Annotated in this window: 10 protein-coding genes; 4 read left to right on the top strand and 6 right to left on the bottom strand. The window is 68.4% G+C overall.

What is annotated here, in order from left to right; translation table 11 throughout:
• Positions 1-456: a GNAT family N-acetyltransferase gene (locus tag ACFC14_RS14160; protein WP_376105681.1), complete on the top strand. Its 456-nt coding sequence runs from the start codon at positions 1-3 to the stop codon at positions 454-456.
• Here the strand turns inward: ACFC14_RS14160 and ACFC14_RS14155 are convergent.
• From ACFC14_RS14155 to ACFC14_RS14140, 4 genes are read right to left on the bottom strand one after another with little or no spacing between them, the layout of a single operon-like run.
• A complete protein-coding gene (locus ACFC14_RS14155; protein ID WP_376105678.1) occupies positions 453-926 on the bottom strand; it encodes a hypothetical protein in 474 nt (157 codons plus the stop codon). The genes ACFC14_RS14160 and ACFC14_RS14155 overlap by 4 nt on opposite strands.
• Positions 923-3,256 carry an NAD-dependent DNA ligase LigA gene (gene ligA, locus ACFC14_RS14150; RefSeq protein WP_376105675.1) on the bottom strand — a complete coding sequence of 778 codons (2,334 nt, stop codon included), beginning with the start codon at positions 3,254-3,256 and terminating at the stop codon, positions 923-925. Before ligA ends, ACFC14_RS14155 begins: the two co-directional genes overlap by 4 nt.
• Before the next feature lie 38 nt (positions 3,257-3,294).
• Entirely contained in the window at positions 3,295-4,392 is a 1,098-nt protein-coding gene (gene mnmA / locus ACFC14_RS14145; protein WP_376105672.1) for a tRNA 2-thiouridine(34) synthase MnmA, read from the bottom strand.
• Positions 4,393-4,401: 9 nt separating this feature from the next.
• On the bottom strand, positions 4,402-5,577 hold the full coding sequence (locus tag ACFC14_RS14140; RefSeq protein ID WP_376105669.1) for a cysteine desulfurase family protein: 1,176 nt from the start codon (positions 5,575-5,577) through the stop codon (positions 4,402-4,404).
• 100 nt (positions 5,578-5,677) lie between these two features.
• On the opposite strand from ACFC14_RS14140, the gene glgX reads away from it, so the two are divergent.
• The 3 genes from glgX (at position 5,678) to glgB (ending at position 12,089) form a co-directional block, all read left to right on the top strand.
• Entirely contained in the window at positions 5,678-7,750 is a 2,073-nt protein-coding gene (gene glgX / locus ACFC14_RS14135; RefSeq protein WP_376105666.1) for a glycogen debranching protein GlgX, read from the top strand.
• A gap of 65 nt (positions 7,751-7,815) precedes the next feature.
• Positions 7,816-9,888, top strand: coding sequence for a maltotransferase domain-containing protein (locus ACFC14_RS14130; protein WP_376105663.1), 2,073 nt, complete (start codon positions 7,816-7,818; stop codon positions 9,886-9,888).
• Complete coding sequence (gene glgB, locus ACFC14_RS14125; protein WP_376105661.1) at positions 9,885-12,089, top strand: 1,4-alpha-glucan branching protein GlgB; 2,205 nt, start codon at positions 9,885-9,887, stop codon at positions 12,087-12,089. The genes ACFC14_RS14130 and glgB overlap by 4 nt, the downstream gene beginning before the upstream one ends.
• Before the next feature lie 28 nt (positions 12,090-12,117).
• On the opposite strand, the gene ACFC14_RS14120 is transcribed toward glgB, so the two are convergent.
• Both ACFC14_RS14120 and ACFC14_RS14115 read right to left on the bottom strand, forming a co-directional pair.
• On the bottom strand, positions 12,118-13,041 hold the full coding sequence (locus tag ACFC14_RS14120) for a tetratricopeptide repeat protein (protein ID WP_136043844.1): 924 nt from the start codon (positions 13,039-13,041) through the stop codon (positions 12,118-12,120).
• Positions 13,038-14,969: a glycosyl transferase gene (locus ACFC14_RS14115; RefSeq protein WP_376105658.1), complete on the bottom strand. Its 1,932-nt coding sequence runs from the start codon at positions 14,967-14,969 to the stop codon at positions 13,038-13,040. Before ACFC14_RS14115 ends, ACFC14_RS14120 begins: the two co-directional genes overlap by 4 nt.
• Positions 14,970-15,065: the final 96 nt, after the last annotated feature.

The raw sequence follows: 15,065 nt of genomic DNA, 5'->3' as shown, positions 1-15,065 counted from the left end.
GTGCGCGTCGAGCGCGCCGATGGCGAGGACATCGCCGGTCTCGCCTGGCTGAAGTGGCAGGACGTCGCTCCTGAGGCGAAGGCCGGCCGGTCGCTTGACCTCTTCACCGATGAGCTCGCGACGTGGTGGCGTGCGCACGCGGACACCCATTCGGCGTTCGTGGCACGAACGGACGACGGAGAGATCGTCGGCATGGCCTGGCTCGCGCTGCTTCCCCGTGTGCCTCGACCCGGAGCAGCGGACCGGGTGTCTGCCGACATCCAGAGCGTCTTCGTCCTCCCGGCGCACCGGGGCTGCGGCATCGGTTCGAGGCTGATCGCGGCAGCGTGCGCGTACGGAACATCTCTCGGTGCACCGCGAATCACGGTGCACTCGAGCGACGGCGCGGTGAGACTGTATCGACGCCTCGGATTCAGCGGTTCAGCGCAGTTGCTCCAGCTGCGCGGCCCTGCCTAAGTCTGTCCAGTCGTCCGGGCGAGTCGCGCGGCGAGGTCGACGAGCGACTCCGGGTGTGCCAGCAGGGTCCGCTGTTCGGGACGCGCGATGAGCTGAGCGATCAACCGCTGGGCTCCTTCGACCGTGGGAGCCCAGTAGCCGCCGACGTGGTGCCTGCTCAAGGGGAGTACACGTTCCTCGCCGCCGATCCGGAGAGAGACGGAGCCATCGTCGGGGTCGGCACCGAGGTCGTCGAGTGCCGCAACGGTGAGCGCGCCGAGGATGACCGTGCTCACCAGACCGGGCAACCGGAACCGCGTCGTCGGAACGTCAAGCAGGATGCGCTCGACCTGATCCCAGGGCACGATGCCACGGTTCTCGGTGCCCTCACGAATGATGAGGGCGTCGGGTGTGAGTCGAAGGTGGTGTCGCCCGGGGTCGCCGACGGCCAGCGCATCCGGGACGACGATCAGAGGCCCATACCGCTTCACGACCCGTCGCCCACGGGCGGAAGCCCCGCCGGGCCTTCCGTCACGAGGATGTGGAACTGTGCCGCGTCGAGGATGCGGATGCCGAGGTCCTCGGCCTTCGCGAGCTTCGATCCCGCTCCCGGCCCGGCGGCGACGAAGTCGGTCTTCTTCGACACACTGGACGCAGCCTTTCCGCCCGCGTTGATGATCGCCTCCTGCGCACCGTCGCGGGTGTAGCCATCGAGCGATCCGGTGGCGACCACCGTGAGTCCTTCGAGCACGCCCCCCGCCGCGACTGCCGCACCCGGCCCGGGGTGGCCCGGAGTCGACCACTGCACCCCTGCGTCGGCCCACTGCCGCACGATCTCCTGGTGCCAGTCGACCTCGAACCAGGCGAGCAGCGAGTCGGCGATGATGCCGCCCACGCCCTCGACGGCGGCGAGCTCGTCGCGCGATGCCGCACGGATCGCGTCGAGGGAGCCGAACCACTGCGCGAGCGCCCGCGCGGCAACGGGGCCGACGTGGCGGATGTTCAGCGACACCAGCAGCCGCCACAGGTCTTTGGTCTTCGCCTTCTCGAGCTCGGCGAGCAGCGTGAGCGCCTGAGACGACGGCTGGGGACCCTCAAGTCCTGACTTCTTCTCGGCAGCGGTGGGGTTGCGTCGGAAGGGTGCGCGCGTCTTGACGATCCCGTCCTCATCCTCCTTCGGGAGCCCGGTCTCGGAATCTCTCACGAAGAGCTCGATGGGTACGAGCTCTTCGAGCGTCAGCGCGAACAGCCCTGCCTCGGTCTCGAGCGGGGGAACGGCAGGTGAGGTCGGCTGCGTGAGCGCGGCCGCGGTGACCTCGCCCAGCGCTTCCACGTCGAGGGCACCGCGGGAGCCGATGTGCTCGACGCGGCCGCGGACCTGAGCAGGGCACGAACGCGCGTTCGGGCACCGGAGGTCGATGTCGCCCTCTTTCATCGCGCGCAGCGGGGTGCCGCACTCCGGGCATTCCACGGGCATCACGAACTCCCGCTCGCTGCCGTCACGCTTCTCGACGACAGGGCCGAGAACCTCGGGGATCACGTCGCCAGCCTTGCGCAGTACGACGGTGTCGCCGATCAGAACGCCCTTGGCCTTGACGACGTCCTTGTTGTGCAGCGTGGCCTGCCGGACCACGGAACCGGCGACGTGCGCGGGCGCCATGACGGCGAACGGCGTGGCGCGCCCGGTGCGTCCGACCGACACGACGATGTCGAGGAGCTTGGTCTGGACCTCTTCCGGCGGGTACTTGTAGGCGATGGCCCAGCGCGGCGCTCGACTCGTCGCGCCGAGCTCGTCGTGCAGCTCGAGCTCGTCGACCTTGACCACGATGCCGTCGAGCTCATGCTCGATGTCGTGACGGTGCTCACCGAAGTATTCGACGAACGCGACGACCTCGTCGACGGTGTGGCAGACCTTCGTGTGCGGACTCGTGGGCAGGCCCCACTCGGAGAGCAGGTCGTACACCTCGCTCTGCGCGGCGACGGGAGGGTTCGTCCACGCGCCGATGCCGTGCACGTAGAGCGCGAGCGACTCGATGCGCAGGAGCCCGGCCTCGAGTTCGAGACCGTTCTTCTTGTCGATCTGCTGACGGAGCCCCCCGCTGGCGGCATTGCGCGGATTCGCGAACGACGGGAAGCGCCTGGCGGCCGCCGTCTGCGCCTTCTCCTCGTCGAACGCCTTCTTGGCCCCGCCTCGGGCCTCCCAGCGCGCGAGAGCATCGGCGTATGCGCGGTCGCGGAAGGCGGCCTGCGCGGCGTTGAGGCGCTCGAACGCCGCGACGGGGATGAACACCTCGCCGCGCACCTCAACGATCGACGGATGGCCCTCGCCGCTCAGACGCTGCGGGATCTCGGGCAGCCGGAGCGCGTTCTCCGTCACGATCTCGCCGACACGACCGTCGCCGCGAGTCGCCGCAGAGGTGAGGACGCCGTTCTCATAGCGGAGGTTTATCGCGAGCCCGTCGATCTTCAGCTCGGTGAGCCACGCGACCTCGCGCCCGGCGGCGGCCCTGGTCTTCGCGGCCCACTCCCGCAGCTCGTCGACGGAGAAGACGTTGTCGAGGCTGAGCATGCGCTCGGCGTGCTCGATCGTCGCGAGACCGGTCGCCTCGGCGGCCCCGACCATCTGCGTGGGCGAGTCCTGCCCCTGCAACTCGGGGTGCAGCCGCTCCAGCTCCTCGAGCCGATGCATCCATCCGTCGTAGGTGAAGTCGTCGACGACCGAGGTGTCGCGACCGTAGTAGGCCTCCTTGGCCTCGAGGATGCGAGCCGTCAGCTCGTCGGCTTCGGTTCGGGCGTCTTCCAGCGAGATGTTCTCCGGCACCCCGCCAGTCTACGAGCGGGCACCGACACCGGAAGCGCCTACGCGCCGACGGGAACCGCCGAGACCGTGGTGTCGATGGTGAACTGCCCGAGTACCCGTGTGCCGACGTAGAGCACGGCGGTCTGTCCCGGCGCGACGCCGTCGAGCGGCGTCTCCGGCGTCACCCGGACCCCGTCGTCCGAGACCACGGCACGCGCGGCGACCGGCTCGGAGTGCGCACGGATCTGCACGTGACAATCGAACGAGGACTCCGTCGGTGCGGCACCGGCCCAGCTGAACCGCTCCCCCGCGATCTGCGCGATCGCCAGGGCTTCCTTGGGCCCGACCACGACGGTGTTCGACACCGGACGGACCTCGAGCACGAAGCGAGGCTTGCCGTCCGCTGCGGGGACACCCAGCTTGAGGCCGCGTCGCTGACCCACCGTGAACGCATGCGCCCCCTCGTGGGATCCGACGACCTCCCCGCTGCGATCGACGATCTCGCCCGTGGCGGTGCCGACCTTCTCGGCGAGCCACCCCCGGGTGTCGCCGTCGGGGATGAAGCAGATGTCGTGGCTGTCCGGCTTCTGGGCGACGGTCAGGCCGCGTGCTGCCGCCTCGGCGCGAACGATCGCCTTCGAGGGGGTGGACCCGAGCGGGAAGTACGTGTGCGCGAGTTGCTCCGCGGTCAGCACGCCCAGGACGTAGGACTGATCCTTGGCGTTGTCGGAGGCACGATGCAGCTCCAGTCCGTCGGCACCGTCCACGAGCGTGGCGTAATGGCCGGTGCACACGGCGTCGAAGCCGAGCTCGATCGCGCGTTCCAGGAGAGCCGCGAACTTGATCTTCTCGTTGCACCGCATGCAGGGGTTGGGGGTGCGCCCCGCCTGATACTCGGCGATGAAGTCGTCGATCACGTCATCGCGGAATCGCTCCGAGAAGTCCCACACATAGAACGGGATGCCGAGCAGATCGGCAGCCCGCCGCGCGTCGAGGGCATCTTCGATGGTGCAGCATCCGCGACTGCCCGTGCGGAGCGTTCCGCCGGCTCTGGAGAGTGCCAGGTGCACACCGACGACGTCGTGCCCCGCCTCCACGGCTCTGGCTGCCGCGACGGCGGAGTCGACGCCGCCGCTCATCGCCGCAAGTATCCGCATGGGAACAGTCTACGAGCGTGCGCCTGTGCCGGCGCCGGATGCCCGCGTGTACGCGTCAGCGATCGCCGCCAGCACTGCGTCGACATCGGAGTCGGTCGACGTGCGGCCGAGCGAGAACCGGAGAACACTGCGCGCATCGCGTTCGCTCCGCCCCATCGCCATCACCACGTGGGACGGTTCGGCGACGCCCGCTTGACACGCCGATCCGGTCGACGCCGCGACCCCGGCGACGTCGAGGAGGAACAGCAGGCTCTCCCCCACCGCACCGGGGAAGAGCAGATGCGCGTTGCCCGGCAGACGATCGATCGGGTCGCCCAGGAGTTCCGACGACGGAACCGCGGCGCGGATCCCGGACACCAGACGGTCTCGCAGTGCGCGAAGTCGCGCGGCCTCCGCGACCCGCTCGACTTCGGCGAGCTCGAGCGCGGTGGCGAACGCCGCAGCCCCGGCGACGTCCTGGGTTCCGGCGCGGAGCCCTCGTTGCTGCGCGCCGCCACGCAAGAGGGCCGTCATACGCGCGGTACGGGCCGTGACGAGCACCCCGACGCCGACGGGAGCCGCGATCTTGTGCCCGGCGAGGCTCATGGCCACGAGGCCGGCTCCCCCGGCGGCACCCCCGCGCAGACCACGGAACGACAGTGGTACGTGGCCGAGCGCAGCGACCGCATCGAGGTGGAGCGCCACTTCGGCCGTGGCGGCAGCGGCGGACAGCGCCGCGGCGTCGTTGATCGTACCGGCCTCGTTGTTGGCGACGAGCGCGGTGGCGAGAGCCGCCTCCCGAAGCTGCGACGCGAACTGCTCCGGCTCGATGCGCGCGCGGTCGGTCACCGGCACCCGGCGCAGTTCGGCGCCGTCCTCAACGAGTGCGGCCACGGTGTCCATCGTGGCGTGGTGCTCGGCATCGGGCATCACGATCGCCGCGGTGCCCTCGGGGCGGGACCGCCACAGGCCCTGCAGCGCCAGATTGATCGACTCGGTGCCCCCCGAGGTGAACACGATCTCGATCGGGTCGGCATCGAGGATCGCTGCGACGCGCTCGCGGGACTCCTCGAGCAGTCGGCGGGCGTCCTGGCCGGCGCCGTGCGTGGACGACGCATTGCCGACGGTCTCCGTGGCGGCCAGCCAGGCGTCGCGCGCTTCGGGGCGCAGAGGCGTGGTCGCCGCATGATCGAGATAGTGCCGCATCCTTCGATTCTCTCGCGAAACGCGCCCTGCCGGGTCTGCGTCCATGGAACCCGGTACGCCCTGACATGAGACTGCAACACATCGCGCCTAGTGTGTACTCATGCCCGCGTCCCGAGACCTCACCGTGCCCGGCGGCACCGCCCTCGACAACCTCGGCGTCCGTCTGCACGACGGCGTCGGCACCCTCCGCGTCTGGTCGCAGAACGCCTCGTCGATCGAGCTGGTCGTGTTCGATGCCACCGACCTGGACTGGGCGACCGACGAGGTCCCGCTCGATCGGTTGGCCGGAGGCATCTGGGAGGTCACCACGGAACTCCTGCAGCCGGGCGTCCGCTACGCCGTCCGTGTCGGTGGGCCTCACGGCCCCGGAAACACCTTCAACCCGGAGACGCTGCTGCTCGACCCGTATGCCCGCGGTCTCGCCCAGGGCGACGGGTACGAGGAGTGGCGTTCCGTCGTGATCGTCGACGGATTCGACTGGGGCGAATCCCAGAAGCCGCGTATCCCCCTCGACCGCACCGTGATCTACGAGGGACATCTCAAGGGACTCACCAAGCGGCACCCCGATGTCCCCCCTGCACTGCACGGCACGTATGCCGGCCTCGCCCATCCTGCGATGATCGAGTACTTCCACTCGCTGGGCATCACCTCGATCGAGCTCCTCCCCGTGCACGCCTTCGTGCCGGAGCCGCGATTGCTCGAGCGCGGACTCACGAACTACTGGGGCTACAACACCCTGAACTTCTTCACTCCGCACACCGCCTACGCGACGGAGGACGCGCGCAAGGAAGGCCCGGAGGCCGTGCTCGCGGAGTTCAAGGGGATGGTGCGGCTGCTGCACGAGGCCGGCCTCGAGGTGATCCTCGACGTCGTCTACAACCACACCTCGGAAGAGGGCATCGGCGGACCCCGTTCGAGCCTGCGCGGCATCGACAACGCCCTCTACTACCGTCAGGACGAGGCCGGCGTCTACGTCGACACCACCGGGTGCGGCAACACCCTGAACACCGCGACCGACGCCGGGGCCAGACTCGTGCTCGACTCGCTCCGCTACTGGGCGCAGGAGATGCAGATCGACGGATTCCGCTTCGACCTCGCCACCGCGATCGCACGGGACGAGTCCCATGCGTACACACCGGAGCATCCGCTTCTGAGCGCCATCGCCGATGATCCGATCCTCGCGGACACGAAGCTCATCGCCGAGCCGTGGGATGTCGGCCTCGGCGGGTGGCAGACGGGGAACTTCCCCTCGGGGTGGCATGAGTGGAACGATCGCTACCGCGACCGCGTGCGCAACTTCTGGCTGAGCGACATCGACTATGCACGGCGCGCGTCGGCACCGGTGGGCATCGGGGGGTTCGCGACGCGTCTCGCCGGTTCCTCGAACACCTTCAGCGAGGACCGGGGTCCGCTCGCCAGCGTGAACTTCGTCACCGCCCACGACGGTTTCACCCTGCATGACCTCGTCTCGTACGACGTCAAACACAACGAGGCAAACGGCGAGCAGAATCGCGACGGCGCTGACACCAATCGTGCGTTCAACCACGGTATCGAGGGGCCGACGGACGACCCGACGATTCTCGCCGCGCGTCGCAAGGCCATGCGCAACCTGCTCGGGACTCTGCTGCTTTCCGCCGGCATCCCGATGCTCACCGCAGGCGACGAGGTCGGCCGCACCCAGCGCGGCAACAACAACGCCTACGCTCAGGATTCCGCTCTCACCTGGCTCGCCTGGGAGTCCGAGCCCTGGCAGGAGGACCTGCGTGCGCATGTCTCCCACCTGATCCGGTTGCGACAGGAGAACCCTGCGCTCCGCCCGAGTCGCTACGCACGGCTCGGCGAGCACATCCCCAACGCCTCGGTCATGGACTGGTATGACCAGAACGGCGAGACGATGGAGCAGGGGCAGTGGGCAGATCCCGGGAACAGGACGCTGCAGTACGTCGCCGCGTCCACGCCCGACACCGAGGCCTACAACCGCATCCTGCTCATCGTGCACGGGACGGAGTCGCCGATCGACGTGCGTCTCCCCGACGAGATCGAGGACGCGACCCGCTTCGTGTCCCTGTGGTCGAGCTCTCAGGAGCGACCTTCCGATGAGGAGGAGGTCTTCGCACCCGGCGATGTGCTGCCGGTGTCCGGAACGTCGATGAGGCTCTTCCGCATCGAATGAGCCCCGCTCCCGACGCACCACGCGGCGCGCTACCCGCGGCCACGTCTGCGCGGTACATTCGGGATGTGGCTGCACGCGCTGGTACTCGGTCCTCGGCTCTCCGGAGCCCCGCTCAGATCCCGACGCGCGTCTTCGTCGACGCGGATGTTCCGGGCTCCCTCCGCACCACGCGGATCCCCCTGCTCGATCCGAGTCCGGCGGTTCCCGGCGGCTTCGCGCCGAAGGCGTTCGCGGGAGAGGTCGTCCCGTTCAGCGTGGTCTCGTTCCGCGAGGGGCACGACATCATCGGCGTGCACGTCCGCCTCACTTCGCCGTCCGGCGAGGAGAGCCTCCACCGGTTGACCGCCCGGAACGACGGCACGGACCGATGGTCGGCCGAGATCGCACTCGATGAGCAGGGCGCATGGCGCTATCGGTTCGAGGCCTTCTCGGACGACTTCGCGACCTGGGCCCATGCCACGGAGCTGAAGGTCGCGGCCGGGGTCGACGTGCCGGTGATGGCTGCGCTCGGAGCAGAGCTGCTCGCGAGAGCCGCTGCCGAGAAGGAGCGTCCCGCCGCGCAGCGAAAGCGTCTGCTCGCCGATGCGGAGTCGCTGGAGGGCGGGGACGGTGCGACGGCGCTCGCGCTTTCCACGGATCCCGGATTGGCCGACCTCTTCCGCGCCCGCCCCCTGGTGACCCTGTGTTCCGCGACGGAGCGACATACACTCAACGTCGAACGTCATGCTGCGGGCGTCGGTGCCTGGTACGAGTTCTTCCCCCGATCGGAGGGGGCGAAGCGGCTCAAGGACGGCACGGTGAAGAGCGGGACTTTCCGCACGGCGGCCAGACGCCTGCCAGAGGTCGCCGCGATGGGTTTCGACGTGGTCTACCTGGTTCCGATCCATCCGATCGGAACCACCAACCGCAAGGGGCGCAACAACACCCTCACCGCCGAGTCGGGTGACCCCGGCTCGCCGTATGCGATCGGCTCCGCCGAGGGCGGCCACGATGCCATCCACCCCGACCTGGGTTCGGCCGCCGACTTCCGCTCCTTCGTCCGGGCGGCGCACGGGGCGGGCCTCGAGGTCGCCCTCGACCTCGCCCTCCAAGCATCCCCGGATCATCCCTGGGTGAGCGAGCACCCGGAGTGGTTCACGACCCTCCCCGACGGGACGATCGCGTACGCGGAGAACCCGCCGAAGAAGTACCAGGACATCTACCCCCTCAACTTCGACAACGACCCCGACGGCATCGCGGCCGAGATGCTGCGCGTCGTGCAGCACTGGGTTGCCCAGGGGGTGAAGATCTTCCGGGTCGACAACCCCCACACCAAGCCGCTGCAGTTCTGGGAGTGGCTGATCCGCGAGGTCAACACCGTGGATCCGGATGTGATCTTCCTCGCCGAGGCCTTCACACGTCCGGCTGTCATGCGTGCCTTGGCCGCCGTCGGGTTCCAGCAGAGCTACAGCTACTTCACGTGGCGGAACACCAAGAGCGAGCTGGAGGAGTTCCTCACCTCGGTGTCACGGGAGACGTCCGACTACATGCGGCCCAATCTCTTCGTGAACACGCACGACATCCTGACCGAGTACCTGCAGTTCGGCGGTCGTGCGGCTTACCGCATCCGTGCCTGCATCGCCGCCACCGCTGGACCGGTGTACGGGGTGTACGCCGGCTACGAGCTCTTCGAGAACGTGGCACGGCCCGGGTCCGAGGAGAACATCGACAACGAGAAGTACGAGTACAAGTTCCGAGATTGGTCGGGCGCCGAGGCTCGCGGTGAATCCCTCGCCCCCCTGCTTCGACGGCTCAACGAGATCCGCACAGCCCACCCCGCACTCCGTCAGCTCAGGAACTTCCGGGCGCACTGGAGCGATGACGATGCCGTCCTCGTGTACAGCAAGCACCTGGCCGCCCCCTTCACCGGCACGGGCCGCGCGGACACGATCATCGTGGTCGCGAACGTGGACCCGCACTCGGTCCGCGAGACGACCGTGCACCTCGACAGCACCCAGTGGGGCGTTCCGCTCGGCGAGTCGTTCGAGGTCGAAGATCTGCTCACCGGCGCCGTCTGGAACTGGAACGACCACAACTACGTGCGACTCGACGCCTTCGCCGAGCCGGTGCACATCCTGAGGGTGAGGGAGCGAGCATGAGCTACGCAGAAGATGTCACGGCGTCCACAGAGTGGGAGGCCATCTCTTCGGCCACCCACCACGATCCGCACGCCGTTCTCGGCGCGCATCCCCACAAGGACGCGGCCGATCGCACGGTGACGGTCATCCGCGTCCGACGCCCCCTGGCCGCCGGGGTGGCCGCGATCTTCGGTGACGGCAGCCGGCTCGAGCTCGTCCATGTCGCGCACGGCATCTGGGAGGCGCAGCATGTCGGTCCGCCACTCCCCTATCGCGTCGCCACGCGATACGCGAATCACGAGGAGAAGCTGTCCGGAGATCCGTACCGACACCACCCGACCCTCGGAGACCTCGATCTCCATCTGATCGCGGAGGGCCGCCACGAACGCCTCTGGGAGGTGCTCGGGGCGCACCCGCGCACTCTGGGGGGCGAGCAGGGCGTCTCATTCGCCGTCTGGGCGCCCAACGCCACAGCCGTGCGCGTCGTGGGAGATCACAACGACTGGAACGGCGAAGCCCATGCCATGCGCTCGATGGGCGTGAGCGGGGTCTGGGAACTCTTCATCCCCGACCTTCCGCTGGGCACGCGGTACAAGTATCAGCTCCGCACACGCGAGGGCGCCTGGATCCTCAAGGCCGACCCGATGGCGCTCGCCGCCGAAGTGCCACCGGACACGGCATCGGTCGTGACCTCATCCTCGTACGACTGGGCGGACGGCGCATGGATGACGCGGCGTGCCGCGACACACGCCGTCGCGCAGCCGCTGTCGGTCTACGAGATCCACGTCGGCTCCTGGCGCGAGGGACTCGGGTACCGGGACATCGCCGAGCCGCTGATCCAGCACGTCTCGGATGCCGGATTCACCCATGTGGAGTTCATGCCCCTGGCGGAGCACCCGTTCGGAGGCTCCTGGGGTTACCAGATCAGCGGGTACTACGCGCCGACGAGCCGATTCGGCACCCCCGACGATCTGCGGTACCTGATCGACCAGCTGCACCAGGCCGGTATCGGCGTGATCATGGACTGGGTCCCCGGGCACTTCCCCAAAGACGCCTTCGCTCTCGCACGCTTCGACGGCCAGCCGCTCTACGAGCACCCGGACCCGCGTCGCGGCGAGCACCAGGACTGGGGCACGCTCATCTTCGATTACGGCCGGCCCGAGGTGCGGGGATTCCTCGTCGCCAACGCGCTGTACTGGCTCAGGGAGTTCCACGTGGACGGGCTGCGCGTCGACGCGGTCGCCTCGATGCTCTACCTCGACTACTCCCGCGAAGCCGGCGAATGGGAACCGAACATCCACGGCGGTCGCGAGAACCTCGAGGCGATCCGGTTCCTGCAGGAGGTGAACGCCACGGCGTACCGCCTGCACCCCGGCATCATGATGATCGCCGAGGAGTCGACCAGCTTCCCCGGCGTCACAGCAGCCACTGATCACGCGGGGCTGGGATTCGGGTTCAAGTGGAACATGGGCTGGATGAACGACTCGCTCCAGTACATCTCCCGCGACCCGATGTACCGGGCGCACCACGAGGGCGAGATGACGTTCTCGTTCGTGTATGCATTCGGGGAGAACTATCTGCTGCCGATCAGCCACGACGAAGTCGTGCACGGGAAGGGCAGCCTGATGGCGAAGATGCCCGGCGACCATTGGCACAAGCTCGCCAACGTCCGCGCCTACGTCGCCTACATGTGGGGACACCCCGGCAAGAAGCTCCTGTTCATGGGGCAGGAATTCGGTCAGCTCGCCGAGTGGTCGGAAGGGCGTGAGCTGGACTGGTGGCTCCTCGAACAGCCTTCGCACGCGCAGCTGCAGGACTTCGTCGGAGCGATGAACCGTGCCTACAGGTCCCAGTCCCCTCTCTGGGCGCGCGACAACGACGGATCGTCGTTCCACCGCCTCGGTGCACCCAGCTGGGACCCGAACGTGATCGCCTTCGAGCGGCGGGATTCCCATGGAGGCCGTCTGGTCGTCGTGAGCAACTTCGCCGGCGTGGAGCGCGCGGGATATCGACTCGCACTTCCGCAGGACGGCGTCTGGCAGGAGGTGCTCAACACCGATGCCGCCGAATACGGCGGACGAGGGTCGGGAAATCTGGGCATGGTCTTCGCGTCGGGCGAGGATGGCGGCGCCCCCACCGCGACGATGACACTTCCCGCGCTTTCGACGCTGTGGCTACGTCACCAGTCCGACCCGCACGTACCCACCGTCAGTCACGGATGACGGTGACCCGCCCGTAACCCTCCAAGGGCTAGAACAGCAGCGACGAAAGCCGGTTCCGGGCGGCGACGACTCGCGGGTCACCCGTCCCGATGAGACCGAACAGCTCGATCAGGCGCTCCCGCACAGGGGTGCGCTGGTCGGATGGCAATTGCGCGAACAGGTCGAGCAGTCGCGCGAAAGCGTCTTCGACATGCCCGCCGGCAAGATCGAGGTCGGCCACATCGAACTGCGCCTGAACGTCGAGCGGTCCCTCCGCGGCCGCTGCGCGCGCCGTCTGCAGATCGAGTCCCTGCACGCGGTCGAGCAGACGCACCTGGCCGAGGCCCGCGATCGCCTCCTCATCGCGAGGGTTCTCGGCGAGGGCCTTCTCGTACGCCCGGATCGCGGCTGTGTAGTCGCCTGCCTCGATCGCAGCGAAGGCTTCGGCGTGCAGCGGCGGCAACTCCGGCTCCTCCGGGGTCGCCGGGGCCTCGGCATCCGCATCGACCGAGAGCGATCCGGTGACGCCGTTCTGCGCGGCCACCTGCAGCAGCTGCGCGAAGACCTCGCGCACCTGCTGCTCCGGCACCGCGCCTGTGAACATCGGTACCGGCTGGCCGGCGATCAACGCCACCACCATCGGGATCGACTGCGCGCGGAAGCTCTGCGCGAGCTGCGGATTCGCGTCGACATCGACCTTGGCGAGCAGCACCCGGCCGCCGAGTTCACGAGTCACCTTCTCGATGATCGGGCTCAGCTGCTTGCACGGTCCACACCACTCGGCCCACAGGTCCACGACGACGGGAACCGTGCGGGAGAGTTCGAGGATCTGCCCGAACGTCTCGTCGGTCGCATCGACGACGACATCGACCACGCCGGGAGCAGGAGCGCCCTCGGGCGGCGACGCCGGCCGGTTTCGGAGGGTCGACAGGTCCACCGCGCCGCGCAGCGCGGACGGAGAGATTTCACTCACTTGATCACCTTCACGGAAAGGAGGTCCTGGTGGACTGCCAGGAGCCGGATCTGCTCCGTCGACCCCTGAGCGGGGACCGAGAAGAACAGCTGGAACTCATAAGTCGTTTCGACGCCCTTCGCGGACTCGGTCGCACCGGTGAGCGCCTTCGCCTGAGCGTTGTCCCCGAACCGGATCACCACGTCGGAAGACACGGGCGTCACGGTCTCGGTATCGGTCAGGGAGACCGCGACGATCGCACCGCTGTCGAGCGTGGTCATCGAGATCGGCTCGTCCGTCGTCGGCGCCATGTCGAATGCCGCCTTCGATGTCTTGGCGGCGCCCTTGTCGGCGAGACCCTTGACCACAGCTTGCCGACTATCGGTGATCGACGTCGCGAGGTTCAGCGCCAGATCATCGAACAGGCCGTAGAACTCGCTCTTCTCCCCCGAGTCGACGACATCGGCGAACGCCGGGGCGAGTTCGGCGGGAGGGAGCGTGAGGAACGCGGAGTCAGATGGGACGAGCGACGTGCCGAGCCAGGCGGCGGCGACGTCGGGGAACACCGCATCCGCGGACATCTCGGCCATATTGCTGACCTTGTAGTTCGACCACGGGTCGGCCTGGGTCATCATGAGCACGACGGGCGGCTCGGTGTCGTCGCCCTTGCTCTTCGCAAGCATGAGCACGGTCCTCGGCCATGCGTCGGTCGCCTCCGGAAGCACGACCTCGACATCGTCGGTCGGGATCGCCGCAGGAACTGCCATGTCCGTGAGCTTGGTCCGCAGCGCGTACTCGGTCGTGCGAGCAGCGAGAGCCGGTCCGGCCAGACGCGTGGACGCCAGGTCGAGGTCGAGTGCGGTGTCTGCCTCCACCACCGTGTCGGATACGGACTTCAGGATTCGCTTCGCCTGGGACTCGGTCACGGCCGGCGGCTTCTGGTTCTCCGGCGCGATCACGGTCGGGCTGGGCGAGGGCGAGGCAGAGGCATCGCCGAACTGCGGCCAGGAGTCAGCGGAACACCCGGCAGCGAGAAGAGCAGTGAGCCCGAGGGCCGGGATCGTCAGCAGCCGGCGACGACGAGCGGTGCTCTTCGCACGCATCGACGTCTTCGAGTCGTTCTCCTTGGGATCCACGATCTCCCCGTCTTCGATCGCGGTATCCGGGGTGTCTGCGGAAGGCGCCGGGCCGGCGGAGGTCGGCGTATCCGCCGGGCCTTCGATAGCCGCGCGCTCTTCGGGAGGGAGCACCGCGATGTCGATCGGCTCGGTCGCCGGAAGAGGGCCCGGGCCCTTGCGACGCGGCCCGCGCCCACGACGCTGGTGGCGGATCCCGAGGACGTACAGCACGAGTCCGATCAGCAGGACGATGCCGCCGGCGACCATGAGCGGCCCGGCCAGCGGCGTCGATGTGTCGAGCGGCCAAGAGATGACGATGTCATCAGGAGCGTCCTGCGTGCCGTCGTAGGCGACCAGCATGCTCGTTCCCTCGGGGAGCTGCATGTTGTCGGCGACGAGGCGGTTCTCTTTCTCGAAGGAGTCCAGCCACAGGTCGGATCCCCGGGGATCGCGGCCCGTAGCCGCCTCCCCGTCCTCGCCTGCGCCGCCGTCCGCCTCGTCCGCATCCTCGGCCGCCGACACGTGCTCGACGGCGAAGCCGCCGTCGTCGTCCACCGTGACGTGGTTGTAGTCGGAGTCTGCGAGCCAGGCCTCCATATCGGCGGTCCTGCCGTAGCTGCCGAAGATGTCGCCCTGCCCGCGGACGATCAGGGTCTGAACGCCCGGGTTCGTCCGGAGCACGTCTCCATCCAGGAGGACGAACGGCGCGGGCTCCTCGATCTCGACGGGCGTCTGCTGCGAGTCGGGGCCCACGAAGGTGCGCTGGGCGATCCCGGCCCCGATCAGCACGGCGGCAAGAACGAAGGCCACCACGGCCCATACGAAACGCACGAATAGTCTCCTCACGCATCACCGGCATCTGCCCGCGACGCAACACTCGACATTTCAGACTAGCGAAATCAGCTGAGTGTTGCCCACGTACACGTG

Source organism: Microbacterium sp. NPDC055988, from assembly GCF_042269505.1.
Taxonomy (GTDB): Bacteria; Actinomycetota; Actinomycetes; order Actinomycetales; family Microbacteriaceae; genus Microbacterium.
The sequence above is the reverse complement of the archived record's forward strand: the minus strand, read 5'-3'. Positions and strand labels throughout refer to the sequence as shown.